This window comes from Streptomyces sp. NPDC060035, from assembly GCF_042736635.1.
Classification (GTDB): domain Bacteria; phylum Actinomycetota; class Actinomycetes; order Streptomycetales; family Streptomycetaceae; genus Streptomyces.
Window position 1 is genome coordinate 61,227 of the sequence record NZ_JBHWVO010000003.1, and the last position, 23,850, is coordinate 85,076.

Annotated in this window: 20 protein-coding genes and 1 tRNA gene; 10 read left to right on the forward strand and 11 right to left on the reverse strand. The window is 68.9% G+C overall.

Annotation, left to right across the window (positions count from 1 at the left end):
• The first annotated feature begins 2 nt into the window (after positions 1 to 2).
• From ACFWBQ_RS05390 to ACFWBQ_RS05405, 4 genes are all read left to right on the forward strand, one after another.
• Positions 3 to 1,421, forward strand: coding sequence for a protein phosphatase 2C domain-containing protein (locus tag ACFWBQ_RS05390; RefSeq protein ID WP_385484172.1), 1,419 nt, complete (start codon positions 3 to 5; stop codon positions 1,419 to 1,421).
• A gap of 180 nt (positions 1,422 to 1,601) precedes the next feature.
• On the forward strand, positions 1,602 to 2,963 hold the full coding sequence (locus ACFWBQ_RS05395; RefSeq protein WP_385484175.1) for a VWA domain-containing protein: 1,362 nt from the start codon (positions 1,602 to 1,604) through the stop codon (positions 2,961 to 2,963).
• A gap of 111 nt (positions 2,964 to 3,074) precedes the next feature.
• Entirely contained in the window at positions 3,075 to 4,433 is a 1,359-nt protein-coding gene (locus tag ACFWBQ_RS05400; protein ID WP_385484177.1) for an FHA domain-containing protein, read from the forward strand.
• A gap of 74 nt (positions 4,434 to 4,507) precedes the next feature.
• A complete protein-coding gene (locus ACFWBQ_RS05405; protein ID WP_385484180.1) occupies positions 4,508 to 4,912 on the forward strand; it encodes a globin in 405 nt (134 codons plus the stop codon).
• Positions 4,913 to 4,976: 64 nt separating this feature from the next.
• Here the strand turns inward: ACFWBQ_RS05405 and ACFWBQ_RS05410 are convergent, their stop codons facing one another.
• From ACFWBQ_RS05410 to ACFWBQ_RS05440, 7 genes are all read right to left on the reverse strand, one after another.
• On the reverse strand, positions 4,977 to 5,663 hold the full coding sequence (locus tag ACFWBQ_RS05410) for a hypothetical protein (protein ID WP_385484183.1): 687 nt from the start codon (positions 5,661 to 5,663) through the stop codon (positions 4,977 to 4,979).
• The gene (locus ACFWBQ_RS05415) at positions 5,660 to 6,082 is read right to left on the reverse strand and encodes an acyl-CoA thioesterase (protein ID WP_385484186.1); all 423 of its coding nucleotides are present in this window, start codon (positions 6,080 to 6,082) and stop codon (positions 5,660 to 5,662) included. The genes ACFWBQ_RS05410 and ACFWBQ_RS05415 overlap by 4 nt, the downstream gene beginning before the upstream one ends.
• 2 nt (positions 6,083 to 6,084) lie before the next feature.
• Complete coding sequence (gene ettA, locus ACFWBQ_RS05420; RefSeq protein WP_385484189.1) at positions 6,085 to 7,749, reverse strand: energy-dependent translational throttle protein EttA; 1,665 nt, start codon at positions 7,747 to 7,749, stop codon at positions 6,085 to 6,087.
• Positions 7,750 to 7,958: 209 nt separating this feature from the next.
• Positions 7,959 to 9,494, reverse strand: a complete 1,536-nt coding sequence (locus ACFWBQ_RS05425; RefSeq protein ID WP_385484192.1) for a Cys-Gln thioester bond-forming surface protein — start codon at positions 9,492 to 9,494, stop codon at positions 7,959 to 7,961.
• Positions 9,495 to 9,691: 197 nt separating this feature from the next.
• Positions 9,692 to 10,177, reverse strand: a complete 486-nt coding sequence (locus tag ACFWBQ_RS05430; protein ID WP_385484195.1) for a single-stranded DNA-binding protein — start codon at positions 10,175 to 10,177, stop codon at positions 9,692 to 9,694.
• Between the two features lie 92 nt (positions 10,178 to 10,269).
• Positions 10,270 to 12,291, reverse strand: coding sequence for a GTP-binding protein (locus ACFWBQ_RS05435; protein WP_385484198.1), 2,022 nt, complete (start codon positions 12,289 to 12,291; stop codon positions 10,270 to 10,272).
• A complete protein-coding gene (locus ACFWBQ_RS05440) occupies positions 12,288 to 13,928 on the reverse strand; it encodes a dynamin family protein (protein ID WP_385484201.1) in 1,641 nt (546 codons plus the stop codon). The genes ACFWBQ_RS05435 and ACFWBQ_RS05440 overlap by 4 nt, the downstream gene beginning before the upstream one ends.
• Before the next feature lie 318 nt (positions 13,929 to 14,246).
• Here ACFWBQ_RS05440 and ACFWBQ_RS05445 point away from each other — a divergent pair.
• Positions 14,247 to 14,319: transfer RNA gene (locus ACFWBQ_RS05445), tRNA-Arg, on the forward strand.
• An 844-nt stretch (positions 14,320 to 15,163) separates the two neighbouring features.
• Here the strand turns inward: ACFWBQ_RS05445 and ACFWBQ_RS05450 are convergent.
• Positions 15,164 to 15,826, reverse strand: a complete 663-nt coding sequence (locus ACFWBQ_RS05450) for a DUF4328 domain-containing protein (protein WP_385484204.1) — start codon at positions 15,824 to 15,826, stop codon at positions 15,164 to 15,166.
• A gap of 870 nt (positions 15,827 to 16,696) precedes the next feature.
• On the opposite strand from ACFWBQ_RS05450, the gene ACFWBQ_RS05455 reads away from it, so the two are divergent.
• The 3 genes from ACFWBQ_RS05455 to ACFWBQ_RS05465 all read left to right on the forward strand — a co-directional run bounded on the left by ACFWBQ_RS05455 (position 16,697) and on the right by ACFWBQ_RS05465 (position 19,183).
• Positions 16,697 to 17,329: a hypothetical protein gene (locus ACFWBQ_RS05455; protein WP_385484207.1), complete on the forward strand. Its 633-nt coding sequence runs from the start codon at positions 16,697 to 16,699 to the stop codon at positions 17,327 to 17,329.
• A 793-nt stretch (positions 17,330 to 18,122) separates the two neighbouring features.
• Positions 18,123 to 18,344, forward strand: coding sequence for a pYEATS domain-containing protein (locus ACFWBQ_RS05460; protein ID WP_385484210.1), 222 nt, complete (start codon positions 18,123 to 18,125; stop codon positions 18,342 to 18,344).
• A 293-nt stretch (positions 18,345 to 18,637) separates the two neighbouring features.
• Positions 18,638 to 19,183 carry a GIY-YIG nuclease family protein gene (locus ACFWBQ_RS05465; protein ID WP_385484213.1) on the forward strand — a complete coding sequence of 182 codons (546 nt, stop codon included), beginning with the start codon at positions 18,638 to 18,640 and terminating at the stop codon, positions 19,181 to 19,183.
• Between the two features lie 316 nt (positions 19,184 to 19,499).
• Here the strand turns inward: ACFWBQ_RS05465 and ACFWBQ_RS05470 are convergent, their stop codons facing one another.
• The gene (locus ACFWBQ_RS05470; RefSeq protein WP_385484216.1) at positions 19,500 to 19,997 is read right to left on the reverse strand and encodes a LysE family translocator; all 498 of its coding nucleotides are present in this window, start codon (positions 19,995 to 19,997) and stop codon (positions 19,500 to 19,502) included.
• Positions 19,998 to 20,108: 111 nt separating this feature from the next.
• Here ACFWBQ_RS05470 and ACFWBQ_RS05475 point away from each other — a divergent pair, with 111 nt between their 5' ends.
• Positions 20,109 to 20,561, forward strand: a complete 453-nt coding sequence (locus tag ACFWBQ_RS05475) for an Lrp/AsnC family transcriptional regulator (RefSeq protein ID WP_385484219.1) — start codon at positions 20,109 to 20,111, stop codon at positions 20,559 to 20,561.
• Between the two features lie 71 nt (positions 20,562 to 20,632).
• Here ACFWBQ_RS05475 and ACFWBQ_RS05480 read toward each other — a convergent pair whose 3' ends face one another.
• Entirely contained in the window at positions 20,633 to 21,139 is a 507-nt protein-coding gene (locus ACFWBQ_RS05480) for a hypothetical protein (protein WP_385484222.1), read from the reverse strand.
• A gap of 241 nt (positions 21,140 to 21,380) precedes the next feature.
• On the opposite strand from ACFWBQ_RS05480, the gene ACFWBQ_RS05485 reads away from it, so the two are divergent.
• A complete protein-coding gene (locus tag ACFWBQ_RS05485; protein ID WP_385484224.1) occupies positions 21,381 to 22,883 on the forward strand; it encodes a phosphoesterase in 1,503 nt (500 codons plus the stop codon).
• Positions 22,884 to 22,985: 102 nt separating this feature from the next.
• On the opposite strand, the gene ACFWBQ_RS05490 is transcribed toward ACFWBQ_RS05485, so the two are convergent.
• Complete coding sequence (locus ACFWBQ_RS05490) at positions 22,986 to 23,786, reverse strand: HAD-IIA family hydrolase (protein WP_385484227.1); 801 nt, start codon at positions 23,784 to 23,786, stop codon at positions 22,986 to 22,988.
• Positions 23,787 to 23,850: the final 64 nt, after the last annotated feature.

A 23,850-nucleotide genomic window follows, 5' to 3' on the forward strand; every position in this document is an offset into this window, starting at 1 on the left:
AGATGTCACAGATCCACCAGCAGGCCTCCTTGCCGGGGTGCCCCAGCTGCGAGGAACCGCTGGAGTCGGGCGACCTGTTCTGCGGAGCGTGCGGGTACGACCTCTCCGTCGTGCCCGTCCCGCCGGGCGACCGTCCGACGGTCGCCATCACCGTCCCCGCACCGAGCGCGGGCGCCGGTTCGGTGCAATGGCCGCCCGCGTCCGAGGTCGACAGCTCGGACGTGCCCGCGCCCACGCACCGTCCGGCCGACCTTCCGGGCCTGGACTCGGGCGGAAAGCCCCTTTCCGGCGCAGCGCCTTCGGCCGTCCGCTTCGACGAACCGGACAGTCCTGCCACAGAACATCCGGACGCGAACCGCGCCTACCCGGATCGCCCGGACGCGAACCACCCCGACGCTCCCTCGGGCGACTTCGAGCTGGCGGCTCCCGGGACAGCGGCGCCCGATCCCCGTACCGCGGAGCACTCCGGGGCCGGTGCCCCGGCCGGCGCCAAGGTCTGTGTGGCCTGCCGCTCCGGCCACGTGGACACCGACGGCTACTGCGAGAACTGTGGTCACGCCCAGCCCCGCGAGCGCGACCACATGGAGCAGGAGCTCGGCTCCGTGGCCGCGGTGAGCGACCGCGGCCTGCGCCACCACCGCAACGAGGACTCGTTCGCGGTGTCCTGCACCGCGCTGCCGGACGGATCACCGGCCGTCGTGGCCATCGTGTGCGACGGTGTCTCGTCGGCGAGCCGGCCGGACGAGGCCTCGGCCGCGGCCGCGAGCGCCGCCAACGAGACGCTGCTGGAGTCGCTTCCGCGCGGCACGCATCCGCAGCAGGCGATGCACGACGCGATTCTCGCCGCCTCCGAGGCGGTCAACTCCCTGGCGCAGGAGCCCGGTCAGGCGATGGAACACGATCAGCACCGCCACCAGAACGCCCCGGCCTGCACGCTGGTCGGCGCGATCATGGCGGGCGGACTGCTGGTCATCGGCTGGGTCGGCGACAGCCGTGTCTACTGGGTACCCGAGGACCGCACGAATCCGCCCGCCCGGCTCACGGAGGACGACTCCTGGGCCGCGCAGATGGTGGCCACGGGCCTGATGAACGAGGCGGAGGCGTACGCCGACGAGCGCGCGCACGCCATCACGGGCTGGCTCGGCGCCGACGCGTACGAACTGGAGCCGCACACCGCTTCCTTCAAACCGGACCGGCCCGGTCTGGTGGTGGTGTGCACCGACGGACTGTGGAACTACGCCGAGTCAGCCGTGGACATGGCCACAGCTGTGCCGTCCGACGCGTACGAACGGCCGCTGCACGGCGCCCAGGTGCTGGTCGGTCATGCGCTCGACGGCGGGGGCCACGACAACGTAACAGTGGCCCTGCTCCCGTTCGCCGTGCCGACGCAAGGGGCAGGATCGGCCTACAGCACCGCCTGACCGCGTTCGCTCCGCCCGTCCGCCGGTCCACCCGCTTTCCGTACCGCCGGCTGCCTTCCGCCCTCCTCCGCCCTCTCCTGCCCTTCCTGCCCTTCCTGCCCTTCCTGCCCTTCCTGCCCTGAACTCTGTCCGCATATCTGTCTTCATCTGACATACGTGGAGCCTCAAGGAGCCGATCAGATGGCCAACTTCTCCAAGTCGAACGTGCCGCAGTTCTCCGTCGAGGTGTACCAGAACGAATATCTGCCCGAGGGCGGGCGTGAGGTCAATGCGATCGTCACCGTCACCTCGACGGGCGGTGGCACCACCGGCGGTGTGCCGCTGACCGGTGCGTCCGTGACGCCCGCACGCCCCCCGGGGCAGGCACCGAACGCCGCCGTGGTGCTCATGGTCGACTGTTCCGGCTCGATGGAGTACCCGCCGACCAAGATGCGCAACGCCCGCGACGCGACGGCGGCAGCCATCGACACCCTGCGCGACGGCACGCAGTTCGCGGTGGTCGCCGGAACCCATGTGGCCAAGGATGTGTACCCGGGGGACGGACGGCTCGCGACCGCCGACGCGCAGACGAAGGCCCAGGCGAAGGACGCCCTGCGCAGGCTGAGCTCGGGTGGCGGCACGGCGATCGGTACATGGCTGCGGCTGGCCGACCGGCTGCTGGGTGCGGCCGATGTGGACATCAGGCACGGCATCCTGCTCACCGACGGCCGCAACGAACACGAGTCGCCGGAGGATCTGCGGGCTGCTCTGGACGCGTGCGCGGGCCGTTTCACCTGCGACGCGCGTGGTGTCGGCACCGACTGGGAAGTGAAAGAGGTCACAGCCATCGCCTCCGCGCTGCTCGGCACGGCGGACATCGTCGCCGATCCGGCGGGCCTCGCGGCGGACTTCATGCAGATGATGGAGAACGCGATGGGCAAGGAGGTCGCAGACGTGGCACTGCGGCTCTGGACGCCCGTCGGTGTCGAGATCGTGTTCGTCAAGCAGGTGGCGCCCACGGTCGCCGAACTGACCGACCGCCGCACCACGGCGGGACCGCGCGCCGGGGACTATCCGACGGGCTCCTGGGGCGACGAGTCCCGGGATTATCACGTGTGCGTACGGGTTCCCGAGGCCGGCATCGGCCAGGAGATGCTGGCGGCCCGAGTCTCGCTGATCCTTCCCGCCCCCTCGGACGGCGATGCCCCGCAGACCCTGTCCCAGGGACTCGTACGGGCGGTCTGGACGGACGACATGGCTGCGTCCACGTCCATCAACCCGCAGGTTGCTCACTACACAGGCCAGGCGGAACTGGCACAAGTCATCCAACAGGGCCTGGATGCGCGTAAATCGGGAGACTTGGACGGCGCGACCGCGAAACTCGGCCGTGCGGTGCAGCTCGCGTCCGCCTCCGGAAACGCGGATACTGCGAAACTGCTTTCGAAGGTGGTCGACGTTGTCGATGCGGCGACCGGTACTGTGCGACTGAAAGCAAGAGTGGCGGAAGCGGACGAGATGACACTCGAAACACGCTCCACCAAGACCGTTCGCGTCAAGAAATAACTGTACGGACGACAGCGGAACAGCCGTGCGGAAGGCCACCCGGCCGGACGGACGGCGCACCTACAAGCATGACGGCCTCCGGGCCGGACAAGGAGAGGGGGAAGCGCCGACATGCCGACCTGCCCGAACGGACACCAGTCGGGTTCCGAGGACTGGTGCGAGGTCTGCGGACATCGCATGGCCGGGGCGGGCGCGCCCGCGGGCGCAGTTCCCCCGCCGCCTCCCCCGCCACCCGCGCCCGGTTACGGCTATCCGCAGGGCCCCGGCCCCGGGGAGCCGACCGCGCAGGCCGAGCTCTGCCCGCAGTGCCGCACCCCGCGTGAGCCGATGGCACCGTTCTGCGAGGAATGCCGCTGGAACTTCCTCACGAACACGGCGACGTCGTACACCCCGCTCGCCCCGCAGGGTGGCGTCGGCGGCCCGGTGCCCGGCCTGAACCTGCCGCCCGGCTTCCAGGCCCAGCAGGGACCGCCGCAGCCCCCGCAGCAGCGCGACCCGTTCGAGTACCAGAGCTCGCGGCCCTCGCAGATGAACCGGCCCGCCGAGCCGCTCTCGCCGGAGCAGGGAGGCCGGCCGGGCCCTCCGCCGCCCCCGTCGTTCCAGCAGGGCCCGCCGCCGCCGCCCTCCTTCCAGCAGCAGTCGTCGTCCCCCTTCGAGCGGCAGGGACAGCCGTCGCCGTTCGAGCCGCAGGGACAGCCCGGACAGCCGTCGCCGTTCGAGCCGCAGGGACAGCCGGGCCCCCAGGCCCAGCAGGGCCATCCCTCACCGTTCGAACCGCAGGGACAGCCGGGACAGCCGGGGCCCCAGGCCCAGCAAGGTCACCCCTCACCGTTCGAGCCGCAGCGCCAGGGCCCGCCACCGCCTCCGTCGTTCCAGCAGCAGTCCGCGCCGCCGCAGCCGCAGGCTCCGCAGACCGGCGCGGACGACTGGATGCTGCCGCCGCCCTCGCAGCAGCAGCCGCCGCAGGCCTTCCAGCAGGGACCGCAGACGCCTCAGGCCCCGCAGGCCCCGCAGGCCCCGCAGCAGCACTTCCCCGGCCCCGGCCACGGCCAGAGTCAGCAGCCGGTCGGCTGGACGGCCGTGATCGCCCCGGACCGCGCGTACTTCCTGGCGATGATGCAGCGCAGCGGCCCCGAGGCCACCGGGCTCAACCTGCCCGCGTACTCCCCCGAGCAGCACCTTCCGCTCACCGGCAACCAGATCACGATCGGCCGCCGGCGCCACAGCACCGGCGAATCCCCCGACATCGATCTCGCGGTGCCGCCGGAGGACCCGGGCGTCTCGCACCAGCACGCCGTGCTGGTGCAGCAGCCGGACGGCAGCTGGGCCGTCGTCGACCAGAACTCCACCAACGGCACCACGCTCAATGGCGCCGAGGATCCGATCCAGCCCTATGTCCCCGTCCCGCTCCAGGACGGCGACCAGGTACATGTCGGCGCCTGGACAACGATCACGGTGCGCCGCGACTGACCCGGTACGTGCCGGCCGAGTACCGGGGTCCTAGGACCCCGGTACTCGGCCGGTGCGTCTGCGACGATGGACGAGTGACAGAGATTCCGCGCGACACGCTTCAGGAGCAGACCTTCTACGAGCAGGTCGGCGGCGAGGAGACCTTCCGGCGCCTGGTCCACCGCTTCTACCAGGGAGTAGCGGACGATCCGCTGCTGCGGCCGATGTACCCGGAGGAGGATCTGGGGCCGGCCGAGGAACGTTTCACCCTGTTCCTCATCCAGTACTGGGGCGGCCCGCGCACCTACAGCGACCAGCGGGGACACCCCCGGCTGCGGATGCGGCACATCCCCTTCCGGGTTGACCGGGCAGCGCATGACGCCTGGCTCGGCCATATGCGAGTGGCGCTCGACGAGCTCGGGCTGCCTGCCGCACATGAGCGGCAGCTGTGGGACTACCTCACGTACGCCGCCGCGTCGATGATCAACACCGCGGACTGATCCTTCTCCGGAGTGCGGCCGGACGTTCCGAAGGAGCAGCGGCCGCGCTTCGGGCGAAGGCGCCTCAGGGGGCTCCGACGGTCACCGCGAGGGTGCCGAGTCCGCCGCCCGCGCCCCTCAGGGCGACCGAGCCGAACGGGGTGCGCAGCCGCAGCCACGATCCGGCCGTGAGCAGCGCGACGGGGAAGTCCGGGGCCGGCCTCAGGAAGCCCAGGGACTGGGCGGCATGGACGGCGCGCAGCGGAAGTTCGGTGTCGCCCACTGTGCGGGACCAGATGTCGCGGCCGATCAGATCGCGTTCCGCCCGGGTACGGCGGACCTCGGGCAGCGCCTCGTCGCGCGCCCGGAATTCGGCGACGGCCTGTGTGAGCGCGGTGCGCAGGGCCAACGGCCCCGGCAGTCCGGACTGTTCCTCCCAGCCGCCGCGCGGCGGCAGTACTCCGGTCCACGGCGGACCGGTCACGGGTGCGGGCAGGGCGTCCACCCCGGCGCACTCGCCGGTGTCCAGCGATTCGAGGAGCTCACCGGCCGAGACGGTGGTGTCGAAGTCATGCGTGCCGGACAGCCGGGCCGTACGGATCGCGAGGACCTCGAACGACGGCGGCCGGCCGAACACCGCCAGCGCGCCGCCGCCCGCCTGGAGGCGGACAGCGGCGGCCCGGTCGTAGTGGAGCAGCCGGCCGAGGAAGGCGGCGAGATCCGCCGCCTCCGTCGCGTCGGCGAACTGCATCGACCGTACGGGCACCGTCATACGGCGGCAGGCTCCTGATCCAGGTATTCCTGGAGGAAGAGCTTCTCCTCGGCGGTGATCCGCCGGGGACGCTCCTCTGCCAGGTTGTAGGGCACGACTATCGTCGACGCCCGTACGTAGACCTGTTCCGGGTCCTTGATCTCGTAGGCGATCGTCAGCGACGCGGCACCGATCTTCGTCACCCATGACTCGACGGTCACCGGCGCATGCCGGTGGACCAGCGGCCGCACGTAGTCGATCTCGTGCCGGGCCACGACGGACCCGCCGGCGAAGGACGGCGAACCGTCCCCCGGCGCCAGCCGGAACATGAAGTCGATGCGCGCTTCCTCCAGGTAGCGGAGGAAGACCACGTTGTTCACGTGGCCGAAGGCATCCATGTCCGACCAGCGCAGCGGGCAGCTGTAGATATGACGAGCCACGATCAGCCTCGCGTGAGCTTCTTGTACGTGGCGCGGTGCGGGCGGGTCGCGTCCGCCCCCAGGCGCTCGACCTTGTTCTTCTCGTACGACTCGAAGTTGCCCTCGAACCAGTACCACTTGGAGTCGCCCTCGTACGCCAGGATGTGCGTGGCGACGCGGTCCAGGAACCAACGGTCGTGGGAAATGACCACGGCCGCACCGGGGAACTCCAGCAGCGCGTTCTCGAGCGAGGACAGGGTCTCGACGTCGAGGTCGTTGGTGGGCTCGTCGAGGAGCAGCAGGTTGCCGCCCTCCTTGAGCGTCAGCGCCAGGTTGAGGCGGTTGCGCTCACCACCGGACAGGACACCGGCCGGCTTCTGCTGGTCCGGACCCTTGAAGCCGAACGCGGAGACGTACGCCCGCGAGGGCATCTCGACCTGGCCGACGTTGATGTAGTCCAGCTCGTCCGACACGACGGCCCAGAGGGTCTTCTTCGGGTCGATGTTGGCGCGGGACTGGTCGACGTAGGAGATCTTGACCGTGTCGCCGACCTTGATGGCGCCGGAGTCCGGCGTCTCCAGGCCCTGGATCATCTTGAACAGCGTGGTCTTGCCCGCACCGTTCGGACCGATGATGCCGACGATGCCGTTGCGCGGCAGCGTGAACGACAGGTCGTCGATGAGGACCTTGTCGCCGAAGGCCTTCGAGAGGTTCTCGACCTCGACGACGATGGAACCGAGCCGCGGGCCCGGCGGAATCTGGATCTCCTCGAAGTCCAGCTTCCGCATCTTGTCCGCCTCGGCCGCCATCTCCTCGTAACGGGCGAGACGTGCCTTGGACTTGGTCTGGCGGCCCTTGGCGTTGGAGCGCACCCACTCCAGCTCTTCCTTGAGCCGCTTCTGGCGCTTCTCGTCCTTGCGGCCCTCGACCTTGAGACGGGTGGCCTTCTTCTCCAGGTACGTGGAGTAGTTGCCCTCGTAGGGGAGTGCGCGGCCGCGGTCCAGCTCAAGGATCCACTCGGCGACGTTGTTCAGGAAGTACCGGTCGTGAGTGACGGCGACGACGGCGCCCGCGTACTTCGAGAGGTGCTGCTCCAGCCAGTTCACCGACTCGGCGTCGAGGTGGTTGGTGGGCTCGTCGAGGAGGAGCAGGTCCGGGGCCTCGATAAGCAGCTTGCAGAGCGCCACACGACGCTTCTCGCCACCGGAGAGGTTGGTGACGGGCCAGTCGCCGGGCGGGCAGCCCAGGGCGTCCATGGCCTGCTCCAGCTGAGCGTCCAGGTCCCACGCGTTTGCGTGGTCCAGGTCCTCCTGGAGCTTGCCCATCTCGTCCATGAGCGCGTCGGAGTAGTCGGTCGCCATGAGCTCGGCGACCTCGTTGAAGCGATTGAGCTTGCCCATGATCTCGGCGGCGCCGTCCTGGACGTTCTCCAGAACGGTCTTCGACTCGTCGAGCTTCGGCTCCTGCATGAGGATGCCGACGCTGAATCCGGGCGACAGGTACGCGTCACCGTTGGACGGCTGCTCCAGGCCCGCCATGATCTTCAGTACCGTGGACTTACCGGCACCGTTGGGCCCCACGACACCGATCTTCGCGCCGGGCAGGAAGTTCAGGGTGACGTCATCGAGAATCACCTTGTCGCCGTGCGCCTTGCGCGTCTTGCGCATGGTGTAGATGAACTCAGCCAAGAGAAACCGTCCGGCAGCAATAGAGGTGTGGGCAGATACACCCATCTTGCCTGACGTCCGCACCCGGACGGAAACCAGTCCGCTCCCCGGTACGTGCTGTCCCGTGGCCCGGGACACAGCGGGCCCGTCGCCCGGGACGCAGCGGGCCCGGTACGCGCCTGCGTACCGGGCCTGCCACCGGCGCATCGTCACGATGCACTACGGATCACTCACTCACCGTTGCTACCGTCGCCGGCCGGCTTCTTCTTGCGGAGCAGGAAGACCGCGCCGCCGCCGAGGACGACCAGGCCGATGGCGATGCCCGCGATGAGCGGCGTCGCACTGGACCCGCCCGTCTCGGCGAGGTCCCCCTCGATGCCGGTGGAGCTGGTGCCGGTCGAGGCGGGCACGGGCTGCTTGGCGCTCTGCGTGCCGACACCGTCACCCATCCCGGTGCTGCCCGCGGTCGCGCAGTCCAGGACGCCCTTGAAGTTCTTGCGGAAGCCGCCGAGCCCGGTGATGGTGAAGTCGTACGCCTGGTCCTCGGCGACCGGAATCGTCACCGTCCTGGTCTCCCCCGCCTCGATGGTGTGCTCGAAGCCGGCGAGCTCGAAGGTGAACGGCGCGTCCCCCTTGTTGCCCGCGGTGATGTCCACGCCGCCCTTGGCGCAGTTCTTCTTCGCCGTGAGCGCGGGCACGGCGCCCGTCTCTGCCCAGGTCGCGGTCGCCGTCGCCGAGACCGTGGACTCACTGGAGCCGGCCAGGATCTGCGTCTGGCTCCTGGTCACCCCGGCGAACGCCCGGCCGACCGGTACGGAGGTGGTCGTCTGGACGGCCAGAGAGGCGGAGCCGTCGGCGGCGTCCTCGGGTACGTCGAAGTACAGGCCGGTACCGTCGACCGCCTCCGTTATGGGCTTGCCGGCCTTGTCGGTGACGGTGATCCCGCTGGCCGCGGCGTCGGCGGGCGGCGCGACGGAGACCTGGCCCGCGTCCGTGCGGACCGTGACCGGTCCGAGCCGCTCACCGGCCCGCCCGGAGACCGCGGCCGGGTCCAGGGCGAGGGACGCCTTGGGCTCCCCCATGTTGACGGCCTCGCCCTCCAGCCAGTCGGCGAGCTTCTCGGCCTGCTTGTCGGCGGCCTCGACCTCGGCGTTGTCCGAGTAGCGCCAGATGGCGACCTGGGTGCCCGCGGCAGCTGTCCGCTCGCTGAGCGGCCCGGTGCCGGCCTTGTCGGCGAGCACCGCGAGGTCGTCGACCTGGGGGTAGGAGTGCTGCAGGATCCAGCGGATCTTCCCGGCGTTCCTGTTGGCGCCGAGCGAGGTCTGGTCCCAGGGGGTCTCGAGGTACTTCGCCTGGTCCTGGGTGGGGTTGTGGATGTCGATGCAGTAGGTCTTGAGTCTGCCGCCGCCGTCGACGGTCATCTCGAACAGCCCTGCGGGAAGCTCCTGCGTCGTGCGCGCCTTGCCGCCCTCGCCGCCGGTGTGGAGCAGCGCACGGTCGAAGGTCTTCAGTCCGTCCAGGACGGCGGTCGCGCCTCCCTGGTGCTGGCCCGTCTCCTCCGCTGCCGCCGCCGTCGCACCGGTGAGGGTGCCGGCCGCGACGAGACCGGACGCCAGCACCGCGGCGGCCAGCCGGGCGAGCCCGCGTCCTCGGCCGGCTCTCCGGCTCCGGCCCGGCTCCCGGCCGTGAATCCGACCCCGGCTCCGTGCGGAGTGCTCCGTCGTCACTGTGGACGGCGAAGCAGACGCTGCGGACGCAGAAAACACAGAAAACACAGAATTCCCCTCCGGGCGAGGCCTTCACGCGTGGTGCGTGTGTGGGGATTGCCTCGCCAGCAGACTCAAGTGCCGCATGAGTACTGAGGAATCGTAAGGAGCGGGCGAGGGGCAGTCCCCCGTCATGCCGTCGGATAACCATTCCGACTCGTAATCGTTATCGCTTCCTCCGGCGCGTCCTGCATATTTCAGGACACCGACACCATCTCCGTGGGCTGTTTCTGACGATGTGCCGATTCTTCCTGGACCCTGTCCGCCTCGCCGGAGTCCGGACTCCCCGGTGGACGCGGCCTGCGGGCGGTCAACGAGGGCTCGCCCCTCACCACACGCCGGAACGCGGCCGTCCCCCGGGTCAGATCGTGTCCCACCGCCACGGCCTCGATGTCCACGAAGGTCTTCCAGGTCCCGTCCCGCTCCTCCTCACGCACTTTCAGACGGCCGTGCACGACGAGTGGTTCTCCGACGGAAACGGAACCCGCCAGATTCGACGCGAGTGTCCGCCATGCCCACACCGTGTAGAAGCTGGTGTGCCCGTCCGCCCAGAGCTGCTTCTCGCGGTCCCATCGCCGCGGAGTCGCCGCCATCCGGAATCGCGCCATTCCCCCCGTGGCCGTCTCCCGGAACTCCACTCCGGTCGCGGCATTTCCCACCAGCGTCACCAAGGTCTCGTTCATTTCATCCCCCGTAGCCGTCCTGCACCGGTCCGGTCGGATCCGGTGTGATCCCATGCTGGACGGAAATCGAGGATGCTGCGGGCGCCTGTGGACTACCGGCCGGTTGTGGAAAACTCCGTCACCGCCACGTACCGCTCCCGCACCTCGCGATAGCGCGCCAGTTCCGCCGCGACCGGGTCGAGGACCCTGGCCCGGCCGCATCCGGACGCCGCCTCGCGCAGGCGCCTTTCCGCCTCCTGCCCGTACCGCCGCGCGGGGCCGCGTGCGGCAGCCGCGCAGGACCACTCCACGAGCGGCCCGCCGACGACCCCGGCCAGCATGAGCAGCGCGGGGGCGACCAGGCCCGGTTCGAGTACGCCGACGATCTGGCCGAGCAGCCACAGCCCGCCGAAGATCTGAAGCAGCGTCATCGAGACCTGCGCCAGCACCGCAGCGGGCCACCACGCGGGCCGCGGAGGCCTGACGGGCCGGCCGCCGAGCGCTCCCGCGGCGGGAGCGACGGACCTGCCCGGAGACCCGGAACCGAGAGCCCCGGAACCGAGAGATCCTGAGCCCGACGCCCCCGAACCGGCCGGCCCGCCCGGCATCCCCGAACCCGGCGCCCCCGAGACGGCCGCGCCCGGACCCGCGGCACCGGCGTGCCCGCCGCCCCCCGCACGGCCCCGACTGCTCGTTCCCGCCCCGGCCTGGGCGTTCCGTGCGAGCTCGTCCAGCGCCTCCGGCAGCCCCTTCGCCCCGCTCACCGCCGCCTCGCGCACAGCCTGGGCCCAGGGTGCGGGCAGCCCGACGACGGCGTCGTCCGCCAGCGTGCGGACCGCCTGCTCCACCCGCTGCCGGGCGGTGAGTTCCTCCTCCGGCGGCGCGAGCGCCTGCGCCATCAGGTCCAGGCCGCCGAGCTGCCGGGTGGATTCGTACCAGCGCCACAGCCGCAGCCACGGCGTCCCGCAGGCCCGCCCGGCGTTCCTGCGCCACTCGCGCTCCGCCGCCTGTCCCGCAGCGGCCGCGCCGACGGCTTCCGCCAGCCGGTCGGCGAATTCCTCACGCGTCCGTTCGCCGAGTCCGGGCCGCCCCTCGGCGACGTACACGGGCCTGAGCCGCGCGGCTGCCGCGGCCACATCGGCGGAGAGCCTGGCCGCCGCCGCCGTACGGTCCTGGACGAACCGGCCCAGCAGCTCGCGCAGGTCCCCCACCCCCTCACCGGTGAGCGCAGACAGCGGCATGACGGTGGCGCCGGGTTCACCGTGCTCCCCCACCGCCATGCCGTCCTCGTCGAGCAGCCTGCGCAGATCGTCCAGGACCAGGTCGGCGGCCTCTCCGGGGAGCCGGTCGATCTGGTTGAGCACGACGAAGGTGACCTCCGCGTGCCCGGCGAGCGGTCGCAGATAGCGTTCATGCAGGGCCGCGTCGGCGTACTTCTCCGGGTCGACGACCCAGATCACCGCGTCGACCAGCGCCAGTACCCGGTCCACCTGATCCCGGTGGCCGGTCGCGGCCGAGTCGTGGTCGGGCAGGTCCACCAGCACGAGCCCTTGCAGCGCCTCGTCGGTGTCCATGACTCCCTGCACAGGCCTGCGCCGCAGCCGGCCGGGAATGGCCAGCCGGTCCAGCAGCCCGGCGGCTCCGTCGGTCCAGCTGCAGGCGATCGGCGCGGACGTGGTCGGCCTGCGCAGCCCGGTTTCGGAGATCTGCGAGCACGCGAGCGCGTTGAAGAGGGTCGACTTCCCGCTGCCGGTGGCCCCGGCGATGGCGACGACCGTGTGCCTGGAGGAGAGCCGCTGCCGGGCCGACGCCTCGTCCAGGACGCGCCCCGCCTCGGCGAGGGTGTCCCCGTCGAGCCTGGCGCGGGAGAGTCCGACCAGCTCGCGCAGCGCGTCGAGCCGCGGGCGCAGAGGGCTGCCCGGCAGCCCGTACGCCTCGACCTGGGGCCGTACGTCGTCGTCGTCCGGCGGACGCTCCCCCGCAACGCCCTCCTCCAGCGCGTCTGCGGCTCGTCGCGCGATGAGCCCGTCGTCCCAGCGCCGGCCCTCTGCCCCTTCCGCCCCTTCGGCCCCGTCGACCCCTTCGTGCTCGGGGCCCTGCCCCCGGTCCCGGCCCTGGTCAGTGACGGCAGTCATCGCTGCCACCTCTCCTTCTGCAGTACGGACAGCGCGGCAATCAGTTCGGCCTGCGGCTCCGGGGCCACTTCGAGCGCATCGAGCGGGGCGAGCCGCCGGTCGCGTTCGCCGTGCAGTACTTGGTCCAGATAGCTGGTGAGCAGCGCCCCTCCCTTGTCGCGCAGCCTCAGTGCGCCCTGGGCGCCGATCCGTTCGGCGAGCTGTTCCCCGGCGCCCCTGGCGCGGCGACCGCCGAGCAGGGCGGCCGCCAGCAGCGCCGCCACCGTCTCGGCGTCGGGTGCGGCATTGCGTTCCAGCAACCGCGCCTCCTCCTCGGCCAGTTCCTCCAGGACCCGCCGCCAGCGCCGTACGGCCATGGCGATCCGGCCCTGGATGTCCTCGGCCGGTCCCCACCCACCGGCTTCCCGGCCGGCGTCCTCGCACCTGAAGTCCCCTGCCGCGGGCTCGCGCTGCCAGGTCGTGCGGATCTGCTCGTCGGCGGCCGCAACCGCGCACTGGAGCAGGGCTGCGAGGCTCTCCACGAGTGCGTCCAGGAGCTCTCCTGCGGTGCTGTACAGCGGATACCCGCGCCACCGGGTGCGCGCGTCACCGGCGAGCACAGCACCGTTCTGGAGCCGCCGACGGACGCGCGACGACTCCGTCCCGTACGCCTCCTCGACCACGCCGGTCAGCCGCACCGCCGCCGCGTACTGCGCGGCAACCGCTCCGGCCAGTTCGGGCATCCGTACGTTGAGCGAGTCGATGACCCCGGACGCCGTGCGCCCCACGGCCTGCTGACGAGCCGCCGGATCCTGTGCCCGGTGAGTGAGCCAGGCGCGCAGCGGCGCGACGGCGGTGGTGGGCAGCAGTCCGCTGCCGCCGCCCGCGGACTCGGGCAGCTCCGGGATGGTGAAGCGGGGCACCTCTCCCAGTCCGGCCCGGGTGAGCAGCGCCGCGTACTGCCGGGACACTTCGGCGATCACCTGGTGCGGCACTCGGTCCAGGACGGTGACCAGGGAGGCGTCGTACTCCTTGGCGGTACGCAGCAGATGCCACGGCACCGCGTCGGCGTACCGGGACGCGGTGGTCACCATGACCCACACGTCGGCGGCGCAGATGAGTTCGGCGGCCAGGACCCGGTTCCGTACGACGAGCGAGTCGATGTCCGGGGCGTCCAGCAGCGCGAGTCCCCGGGGCAGGGTCGCCGAGGTCTCCACGCGCAGCACGGTGTCGTCCTCGCCCTCCGGGCCGAGGTGGTCGAGCCCGTCCGGGTCAGGGGACTGCCCCGGTGGCAGCCACACCCGTGTGAGCTGCGGCAGCACACGTACCCCCGCGAACCAGTGGTGATCGTCCGGGTGGCAGACGAGTACCGGGGTGCGGGTGGTCGGCCGCAGCACACCGGCCTCGCTGACCCGGCATCCCACGAGCGAGTTGACGAGCGTCGACTTACCGGCTCCGGTGGATCCCCCGATGACCACGAGCAGCGGCGCCTCGGGATCCTTGAGCCTGGGCACCAGGTAGTCGTCGAGCTGGGCGAGCAGTTCGGTCCTCGTCTGCCGGGCGCGTGCGGCCCCCGGCAGCGGGAGTGGAAGACGCACGGCAGCGACACGGTCGCGCAGGGCGGAAAGTGCGTCGATGAGCTGAGGCCGTACGTCCATGGTTACCACATGTGAAGAATGCCCAATTTTGACGCCTTTTTGAAGCGTATAGGCCCCCTCTGCGCGGCGGATCCACCTTGGGGACAGAGGGGACGAGTGGGGCGCAGGCATAACGAGTGCACAACACCCGGGGCGTGAGGCGTCAAAAGCGGTGCATGAATCGCACCCACCTGCGATTATCGGTTCGCTTCACTGAACCTCCACATCGTGCCACGCAGGTGAAGCAACCGGGACGAGGCGATCTGAGCCCTATCCTTGTCCCGGCAAGGTCACGGATGGCTTGATTCAGCGCTCTCCGGACCGTCGAGGCCGACACCGGCCCCCGTAGCTCAGTGGATAGAGCAGGCGCCTTCTAAGCGCTTGGCCGCAGGTTCGAGTCCTGCCGGGGGCACACATCCCGTACGACGTCAGGCCCTCCCTCGGGAGGGCCGCCTTTTTGCAGGTCACAGCACCGTAGCGAGAGCGCCGTAGCGACCGCGTAAGCGCCGGACCGCCCCCAGGTCACGGCGGGGAGGGTCCGGCGCTTTCCGGCTGTCACCGGGTTTCTACAGGTGGCCACGGTGGATGCGCGGTGGCGCTCCCAGGTCGACGAGCTCACGGGGTCTACGAAACACCTCGCGCGGCATCGTCGCCCTGGCTCTTCCGCTGCAAGCCCCTCCGGCGGCACCGAGCGCACCTTCTACGAGTCCACGGCAGTGGGCTCACGCCTGAAGGACCCGATCCCGGCGCGGTAAGACTTTCTCTACGTCATCAAGGCGCCGCGCTCCGCTCGTCGCGCGCTCCCCGGCTACGCCGGGGCCCTGCGCTCCTGTCTCCGCCCCGCTCTGGGCCCCGGCTACGCCGGTCGCGCAACTAGAGCGAGAGAGCCTGACTGAGGGGAACCGTCGGGCACGAGACATGCCTCCGGCGGGGGCGCTCAGACTCCGGGATGGGAGGGGCGCCGTTCGCGAGTGCCGGCGGATTCGTGGTGAGCGTTGTGGGCTTCCATCCCGACCACCTTCGACCCAGGCAGAGCCGAGCAGTCGCGGCCCAGGGCGTCAAGGTCGTTCGTACAGTGGCGCGCTCCACCTTGACGCCCTGAACCACGCCCGCTCCACGGTGTGTGGGTCGAAGGCGGACGGGATGGGAGCCGGGGTGAGTGGTGGGTTGAGAGGCTGTGATCGCTCGTCGTGTGGCAGCTCCAGCCCAAAGCCGCTCCACCGAGCGCGTGGCATGCAAATGCCCAGGGATCCTCATCAGGATGTCGTTTGGCCCGTCGGGCAGACCTCAGCGGGCGCCATCGCATGCGGTGTGGCGTGCTCCAACCTGAGCATGAGCTGCCAGACGACGACGATCGATAGCGCAGCGGCACAGATGTCCAGACCATCGTTGAACATGATCTGGCGCAGGGCATGGCGAGCCTGACTAGCGGTGTCCGCCTCCTTCAGTGCCTTGGGGGCATCGTTGTATGCGTTCGCCGCGACGAGGACGGACAGCCACCATGCCGTGAGCAGGGGATGTCCGCGACGGCGCTGCGATTCCGGCCGACTGGCAGCCCACAGGTCGTTGACGAACATCTTGGGTATGAAGAGCTGCCCCAGCGGAATCATCCAGCCGAAGACCAGCCACGCCCTGTGCCGGCGCTGTCCCTGGCGCCAGAGCACATCGGCGAGGTCGCGCATGTTGGCGAGCCAGATACTGAACTGGAACAGGGCAGCGAGGAGCAGGCCCGTCCGCCAGCCCATCAGGTTTCTGAAATACGTGTCGACCTCGACCAATGGGTTGTCGACGTACGGCCCTGGCGCCAGCGGTCCCGCCAGCAGTTGGTACTTGTGCCACGCTGCCAGCCCGGCCGCGACAGTCACCAGCGCGAACGCGGCAAGCGCGCCGCAGGCAAACCGGGCCTGCCCGCGCGGCACCCTGACTGCTCCAGCCACTTCACACCCCCTGGAAGCCGCCCATTCGGACTTCCCGCAGGTCGGCAGCGGATCTTAACTCTCAGGGAGCTGATGCCACAGCGTCTCGCCAGGTCAAGGCCACTACGGTGGGCTGACATCAGCGGCTGACACCAACAAGCGCGAACAGCGGCGGCCGACCCCAGATCTCAGCAGACGATCGATCGAAGGAGGATGAGGGGGGCGGGGATCTACGGCCTGCAACATAGTCCCGAGGTGGCTCCCGGGGACCTTTATGCCCACCCCCCTTGACCGCGGACCTCGAAGGTTCTCTGACCGGTCTCTATCCACCAGGCAATCTAGCAAGTGGCACTGACAACGGTCCGGCTCCAGGAGGAGCGACGGTGCCTCGCTCCTGTACAGCAGCGGAGTACCGCAACCAGAGCAACCGTCTTCTGACGGCAACGACGGCACACAGCCACGCGTGATCGCCAACCGCGATCGGAGTTGGAGGCCGTCGGCGCTCCTCCTAGCGTGGTGCCCGATCCCACGGATCAGAAGGTCCCTGACATCCACAGCTGACATCAACGACGCCGGACAGAGGCGTATCTCAGCGTCCCTGTCCGACGGTCCTGTCAGCAAGTGACGGCTGCCGGAGCGGGCTGCGATCGAACTTACAAGTCAGGTGTCAGCCAGCCCGCCCAGGCTCGATCGGGCCCCCTGTCGAAGCATGCAAAATGAAGCCATCCGCCTGGTTGGAGAGGTGCACCGGTGCGGCCCGCTCGTGATTCCCAATCTTCAGAGCATCCGTCCCCGCGGCATTCCTCCTGTCGATCCAACAGGGGCTCGGGGGTGCGGGTTTGAGGTACCCGGGAGGTGCCTAGAATTGCAAGCATGAGTAGCTGGGGGGAACTGGCGGCCCAAACAGCCAGTGCGCTCATAGGGACGTTGGCCGGCGGCGCCATCACAGTGCGAGTCGCCCGATGGCAAACCGCAAGAACCATCGCGGCCCAAGCCGAGTTGGCTGCCTCACAGGAAGCGGCCAACAGCGCATTAGCGCGACGACAGTGGGTGCTGCAGCGTTCCGCAGAGGCAGCGCAGCGGCTCTTGGAACGGCTCGCAGAGCTTTACGCGTGGCTACCATCGCTGCCAGACCTGTTGCTGGAGGAGCCTCAGTTGAGCCTGCAGGCTCGAGAGCGTTGCGCGGCGGCCCTCGGTTCAGTCCGTCAAGGCATGCAGACTGACCTTCTCTCCGTGGGAGACGATCACGTTCGCGCCCGATACAGGACTCTAGTCAGGCTGTGCTTCGACGTCGGGTGGTACGGCATCGGCCAGGACAACCGCGAGCGCCAGATTCGCGACGTGCGCGGGTACCTGCGCTATGTCCAGTCCACGCTTGAGGCCGTGATCGACGCCGCCCCCTTGCCGGATGACTGTGAGGCTCCAGTCCTTGAGCGGAGTGGCGAGGCGCCTTGGCTTCCTCCAGCGCTGCCGTGGCATTGGCAAGACCCGGCCGACGGCAGTTGAAGAGTGGTCGACGACGTCTCGCGTGCCAGGTTCGTGCCAGAACTAAGGTCAGTCGCGGTCATTTGAAGAACCAGAAGGCGCATGCAGCAGGTGGACGGTTCGGCACCGCCATAGGGTGGCTGGCCTGGAAAGACCGGTCTGTGGTCGGCACCAGGCTTACAAAGCGGTAGTACCAACAGGCACCGCCTCGCACCCTGCCCACATGTGCCCGCTATGGGATGACCTAGAAACTCTGCCGGCCTCACGTCGCCGCGAGAGCTGAGTACGCCTGTGAACAGACCGGAACAGGGCACCTCGCGACAGGGTTTGCTGTAGCGTGCTCGACTTACAAGATCAAATGAGCCGTCTCAGAGCTGCGGCACCCTGGTCGGGAATCTGCCACAGCAGCACAAGCGAACGGCACAGTGGCCAAGAGACTTTCCGGGGGACTTTAATGAAAGACTGGATACCGCTACTACAAAGCCTAATCTGGCCAGTACTTATAGCAATGATAGCGTACAGGTTCCGTGCCCCGCTCCGTCAGTTCCTCAATACCGTCAACAAGCGCGTCGAACAAGGCGATGGCTTTGAGTATGAAGGCCCAGGGGGCGTCATAAGACTCCCCCCGTCGTCACCGCAGGGCCCTTCCGGCCCCGAACCGCAACCCGGCGCGCAGCCTTTGCTGGAGACGGAACTAGTGCCAGCCGATTCTCAGCCGAATCCCACCAGTACCGAGGCCGCTCCCCAGATCTACGTCGCTCACACGTCGCGTCGTGACAGGTCATTGGACAAAGGAAGCTACAGATATCATCGTATGCGCATTTTCCTCGAAGGGAATGATAGAGATCTCGATCGCGTCACGAGAGTCGTTTATCATCTTCACCCGACTTTCTATCAGCGGGATCGCACCGTCACGGACCGGACAGCGAACTTTGAACTGAATACGTCAGCATGGGGAATGTTCAACCTCACAGCCGATGTCCACATGACAGGCCAGCAGAAACCTTTGAAGCTTGGGCGGTATCTCAACTTCTGACGCTATATCAGGAACGGGTACTCACATAGTTCGGTGCTCAGACGTCCGTGCTAGGCCCGTGCCAGATCCTGCGGGGAAGCACGGGGAACACCGGGGAACAGGTCGACCGCCCCCAAGCAGCAGCACCCCTCGGCAACAGGTCAGCAGTGCTCTCGCCCCTCGATCACCTCAGCTTCCCAAGCTGAGAGCTTCGGAAGCGCAGAACCCCTCACTGTTGCAGCTGGGGCATCTCCGTGTCCGTGTCGCCAAGTAGCCTGCGAGAAGTGCGCCTTCAGTTTCAGCCAGGAGGTTCCATGGACGCTACCGCCCTAACCCATCCTGAACCACTGTGGTCGGCGCAACAGGTCTTGCTGCGACCTAGCCCAGTGCCGGCCGCAGCTGGGGTCTACGGGTGGCACTTCAAGGAGTCGCCGCACCCAGCTCTGGCCGCAGGACGACTGCTCTACGTAGGCATTGCTCCGCGCCACATGTCGAGCCGGACCAGCGGGCAGAACCTGCGAAAGCGCATCCGATACCACTACCGGGGCAATGCCGCGGGATCAACGCTTCGCCTCACACTCGGCTGCCTGCTTGGGCTGGAGCTGCGGCGCGTAGGCAGCGGGAGCCGCCTGACCTTCGGAAAGGACGGAGAAGCCGCGCTCAGTCAATGGATGGCCGCCACAGCGCAAGTCTGCTGGTTGGAGCATGACGAACCGTGGATCATGGAGTCTGAGCTCATATCTCGACTCGACCTGCCGCTTAACCTGGACCAGAACCGCCACAACAGCTTCCATGGCCAGCTCAAGGAGCTACGCGCCAAGGCGCGCGAACGGGCAAGGGCACTGCCCATCGGCGCCTAGACCTGCGGGCTGACATCACCAGCTGACATCAACGACGCTGAACGAGTCCGGACAACGGCAGGCTAAGGGCTGTCCCGTAATCCCTGGCGGGCGCACGACGACAGCTACGACACCTCGCCGCGTTGTGGGAACGCCCGAATACGTTCCTGGGCCGTCTTTGGGCCGTCCGAGGTCGCTCAAGGGCACCCGATGACGACCAATGGCGACCGCACACCTGGGATCGATCAGCTTCCCCAACTGCGAAAACCCTGGTCGCCGAGATCTACCGCAAGACCCAGGGCAAGAAGACAAAGCCCAGGACCAGACATCCTCGCGGCTAGACGCCCATCCGCTGACGACGGCGCAGAGCGCCATGTGGAGAGTGCCGAACAGGCCGGCCTGGGCGGCGACGGACCAGCCCGCTGCGGGGTCGATGAACTGCGGGAACAGCGAGAAGTACAGCAGCAGCGCCTTGGGGTTGAGGCCGCTGATCCCCGCACCCTTCAGCGCTACTCTCCGGCGGGAGGAGTCCAGTCTCCGTTGACGCGCTCAGGCCGGCCGGCTGTTTCAGGACGTTCCAGCCGAGCCACACCAGGTAGGCGGCTCCCAGGACGGTCAGTGCGGTGAGCAGGCTCGCCGAGCTTGCGACGATCATCACCAGGCCGGCCACGGCGAGCAGGGTGTACCCGCCGTATCCGGCTATCAGCCCGGCGACCGCGGGGACCACCGACCGCTCCCGCAGTCCCGCAGCGATCGCATAGGCCCAGTCCGCGCCGGGGGTGAGCACCAGCAGAAGGTCCACCGCCAGGAAGGCCGCCAGCGTGGTCGTGTCCATGGAGCGTTCCCCTCTCACGTTCTTGTTGCGAGAGAAAGATTAGGACCGTTCTGTCCGAATGTGTTCCTAACTTTGCCCCATGATCGCGATATATGAGGGAGAATCTTCTCCATGGACGCCTTGGATCGGAAGATTCTTACCGAGCTACAGATGGACGGCCGGCTGACAGTGACCGAGCTGGCCGCCCGCGTGAAGCTGAGCGTCTCCCCCTGCCACCGGCGCGTGCGCGATCTCGAACGAGAGGGAGCGATCCGCGGCTACCGCGCCGTCGTGGACCCGGCCGCTGTCGGCCTGAACTTCGAAGCCCTGGTCTTCGCCACCCTGCGCTGGGAGGACCGCGACACCGTCACCACGTTCGAAGAGGCCGTGGCCGCCGTCCCGCACGTGATCCAGGCCCAGCGCCTGTTCGGCGAACCCGACTACCTCCTACGGGTGGCCACCGCCGACCTGGCCGCCTTCCAGCAGCTCTACGACCAGCAGTTGGCCACCCTGCCAGGTGTCCAGCGTCTGACGTCAACCCTGGTCATGAAGCACGTCGTCGACGACCGGCCGCTGCCTGAGTAGCCGTTTTCACGGCGCGTTACGCGCCTGCATCGGAGCAACCCAGCGAACGCGTGGGCGCCGGGTGGCCGTGATCACTCCTCCTCCTCCGGCGGCGGCGGCGTCGCGGAAGAGGCCCCGGGGATGCCCAGGCCGACAAGGAGGAGCCCGAACAGCTCTTCCGCGAACGTGGCGGACCCGGTGAGCGCCTGTCGGACGACTTCCGCTTCGGACGTAAGACCGGCGGTGGCCGACCACGCAAGTGCGCCCGCTACGGCAGGCTCCACCGGGAAATCGTCCAGCGGTATCTCGTAGCTCTCCGCCGTATCGCGGTTGAGGAGTCCTTTCCAAGCGCCGCCGTCCGGCGTCATGGCCTCGATGAACCCCACATCGCTGTCCAGGAAAGACACCATGACCGCCGGTGCCCCAGCCTTCTCCACGAGTTCGGACAGGCTGCGCTGCCGCGCGTCGGCGAATGCCGACACCTGCCAGCCCTCCGCCAACATGTCCGTGTCCTCAAGACCGGTGAAGCCCGCCGCCGTCAACAGACCGCCCAGCTCTGCCGTGGATCTGATCGCAACTGAACCGCCCGAATTTCCCATGCCCCGCAGATTAGGCAGCACCACTGACAACGCCCCGCCGCAGGTCCTTCAGCGGCGGGCCGGAGGGTCCGGCGCCGTGACTACGAGAGCGGTGTGGCCCTCGTCGTCACGAGCGCGTGCGCTGTTCGCCGTCGTCCCGGCCTCTGTTCACGCCCTGTCCCGGCCTCTGTTCACGCCCTGTTCGGTTCGGTCTCCGAGACTCGGCCATCGCCCCCCAGCGCGGTTGAACGAGAGGCTCACTGTGAAGGACAAGAAGAACTCCGAAGACCCCGAGGCCACGGCGCTCTCACGGCGCCGTCTGGTCAAGTACGCGGGGGTCGGGGCGACTCTGGCGGCCGCGAGCCCGCTGGTGGGCGGTGGCACCGCGCTTGCCGACGGTCGCGACGACCGAGGCCAAAAGTCCCGCAACTCCCGTAACCGGGTGTGGCGCGCCGGAGATCACCACGTGCACTCGGAGTACAGCGGAGCGTTCGACACGACGAAGAATCCGCCGGTGTTCCGCAAGGGGGCCGACGCGGTCTACCCGATCGTCACCAACGCGATCATGGCCAAGCATTTCGGGCTCGACTGGGTGATGTGCACGGACCACGGCGGACCGACGCACTCGAAGGTCAACCTCGAGCAGGCCTACCCCGATCTCCTGCGCTCGCGTGCACTCGTGCCCGAGGTCCTCCAGTTCTGGGGAATGGAGTTCGACGCCCCGGCCATGGACCACCACACGCTGATGATCCCGCACCACCGGGACGAGGCACAGCAGTTGTTCGAGCTGGAGAGCCGCTTCGCCAAGTACGACCCGTTTCCCGCCGATGCCGGCCGGGACACCGAGTCCAAGATGGTCGAATTCCTCAAGGCCGCGAAGGACATGCGGCGCAAGCCCATCGTGATCGCGCACCACGCCTCGCGGTCGGCGACCGGCCTCGGCGTCTACGGGCAGGACACCCCCAGGGAGTTCCGCAACGGCAACAACGCGGCACCGGAGATCTACATCGGCTTCGAGGGCGCTCCCGGCCACCAGGCGGGCCCGCTCAACGGCAGCGCCCGCGGCGGATACGGCAGCTACCCGACCCATGGCGGCTTCGACCAGATGACGGCTCTCGTCGGTGGGCTGTGGGACTCGCTGCTCGGCGAAGGCCGCCGCTGGTGGATCACCGCGACCTCGGACTCGCACGTCCACTGGACGCGCGGTGGCTCCGACTTCTGGCCGGGCGAGTACAGCAAGACCCACGTGCTGGCCAGGCAGGACTACGCGGACATCATGGACGGACTCCGCAACGGCCGGATCTGGGTCGGAACGGGTGATCTGATCACCGGTCTCGGCCTCACGGCGAGCAACCGCGGCCGCGTCGCCGCCATGGGCGAGACGCTCACCGTGAGCCCCCGCAACCGCACGGACGTCGACATCGAGATCAGGTTCCGGCCGCTCGACGGCAAGAACGCCCACGGTGACCGTCCGGAGGTCCGGCGCGTCGACCTGATCGTCGGCAAGGTCACCGGCCCGGCCGCGAGCCTCGACACGGACACCAACCCGACGACGAAGGTCGTGGCGCGGTTCGGTCCGGGTGACTGGCACCGGCAGAAGGACGAGTACGTCGTCCGGCACACCCTGCGCAATGTGGAAGGCGACCTGTACGCCCGGGTGCGCGGCACCAGCACCGACGAGGCGGAGCCGCTCGCCGACGGGCTGGAGAGCCCCTGGGACGACCTGTGGTTCTACTCGAATCCCGTCTTCGTCGAGGTCCGCTGAGCAGCCCCCGGCCCCGCCCCGTGCTCACGTGCAGGGCGGGGCGGTACGACGCCGAGCGGCCGGGCGACCCGGTGGCCGCGTGGACGGGTGGCCGGTCCCGTACTAGCGCCCCAGCCGTTCCACCAGCGCGGGCACATCCGCGAAGGAGTCGAGGACATGGTCGGGGGCGCCGTCTGCTGCCGCATGGGTCTCGGGCAGGTACTTGCCCGTCCTGACCAGTACACCGGTGATTCCGCTGCGCTGGGCCGCCAGCACGTCCGACTCGATGTCGTCGCCCACCATCAGCGTCCCGGACGGGGCGGCGCCGAGGTGGGCGAGGGCCGCGGCGAAGAACGCCTCGGCGGGCTTGCCGGTGATCTCCGCCTCCGTGCCGGCCGCCCGTTCCAGGCCGTCGAGGAACGCCCCGGTGTCGAGGGCGAGCCCGTCGGCGGTGCGCCAGTACAGGTTCCGGTGCATGGCCACGAGCCGGGCGCCCTGGTGGACGTGGCGGAAGGCCCGGTTGAGTGTCGCGTACGTGAACGCGGAACCGGCTCCACCGAGGACGACGACGTCCGGTACGGCGCCCTCGCTGTCCTCCTCCTCGACCAGCGTCACGCCGGACAGGTCGTCCCGTACATCGCCGGTGTTGATCAGCAGGCAGCGGGCCTCCGGGTGGTGTTCGCGCAGATAGACGGCGGTCACCGCGGGGGCCGTGAGGATGTCGTCGGCGCCGACGGGGAAGCCCGACCCGGCCAGCTGTTCGGCGATCGCCGCGCGCGTTCGTGAGGTGTTGTTGGTGACCAGTGCCAGAGGGATTTCCGCGGCCCTCAGCTGCTCCATCGCCTCCACTGCACCGGGCAACGGCTTCCAGGACACAGTGAGTACGCCGTCGATATCGATCAGGACCGCTCCGATTCGTTCCATACGATCGACCGTCCCCGACTTGCCGAACGGGTGCAAATGGGATTGTTTCGAAGGTGGGGGTGTG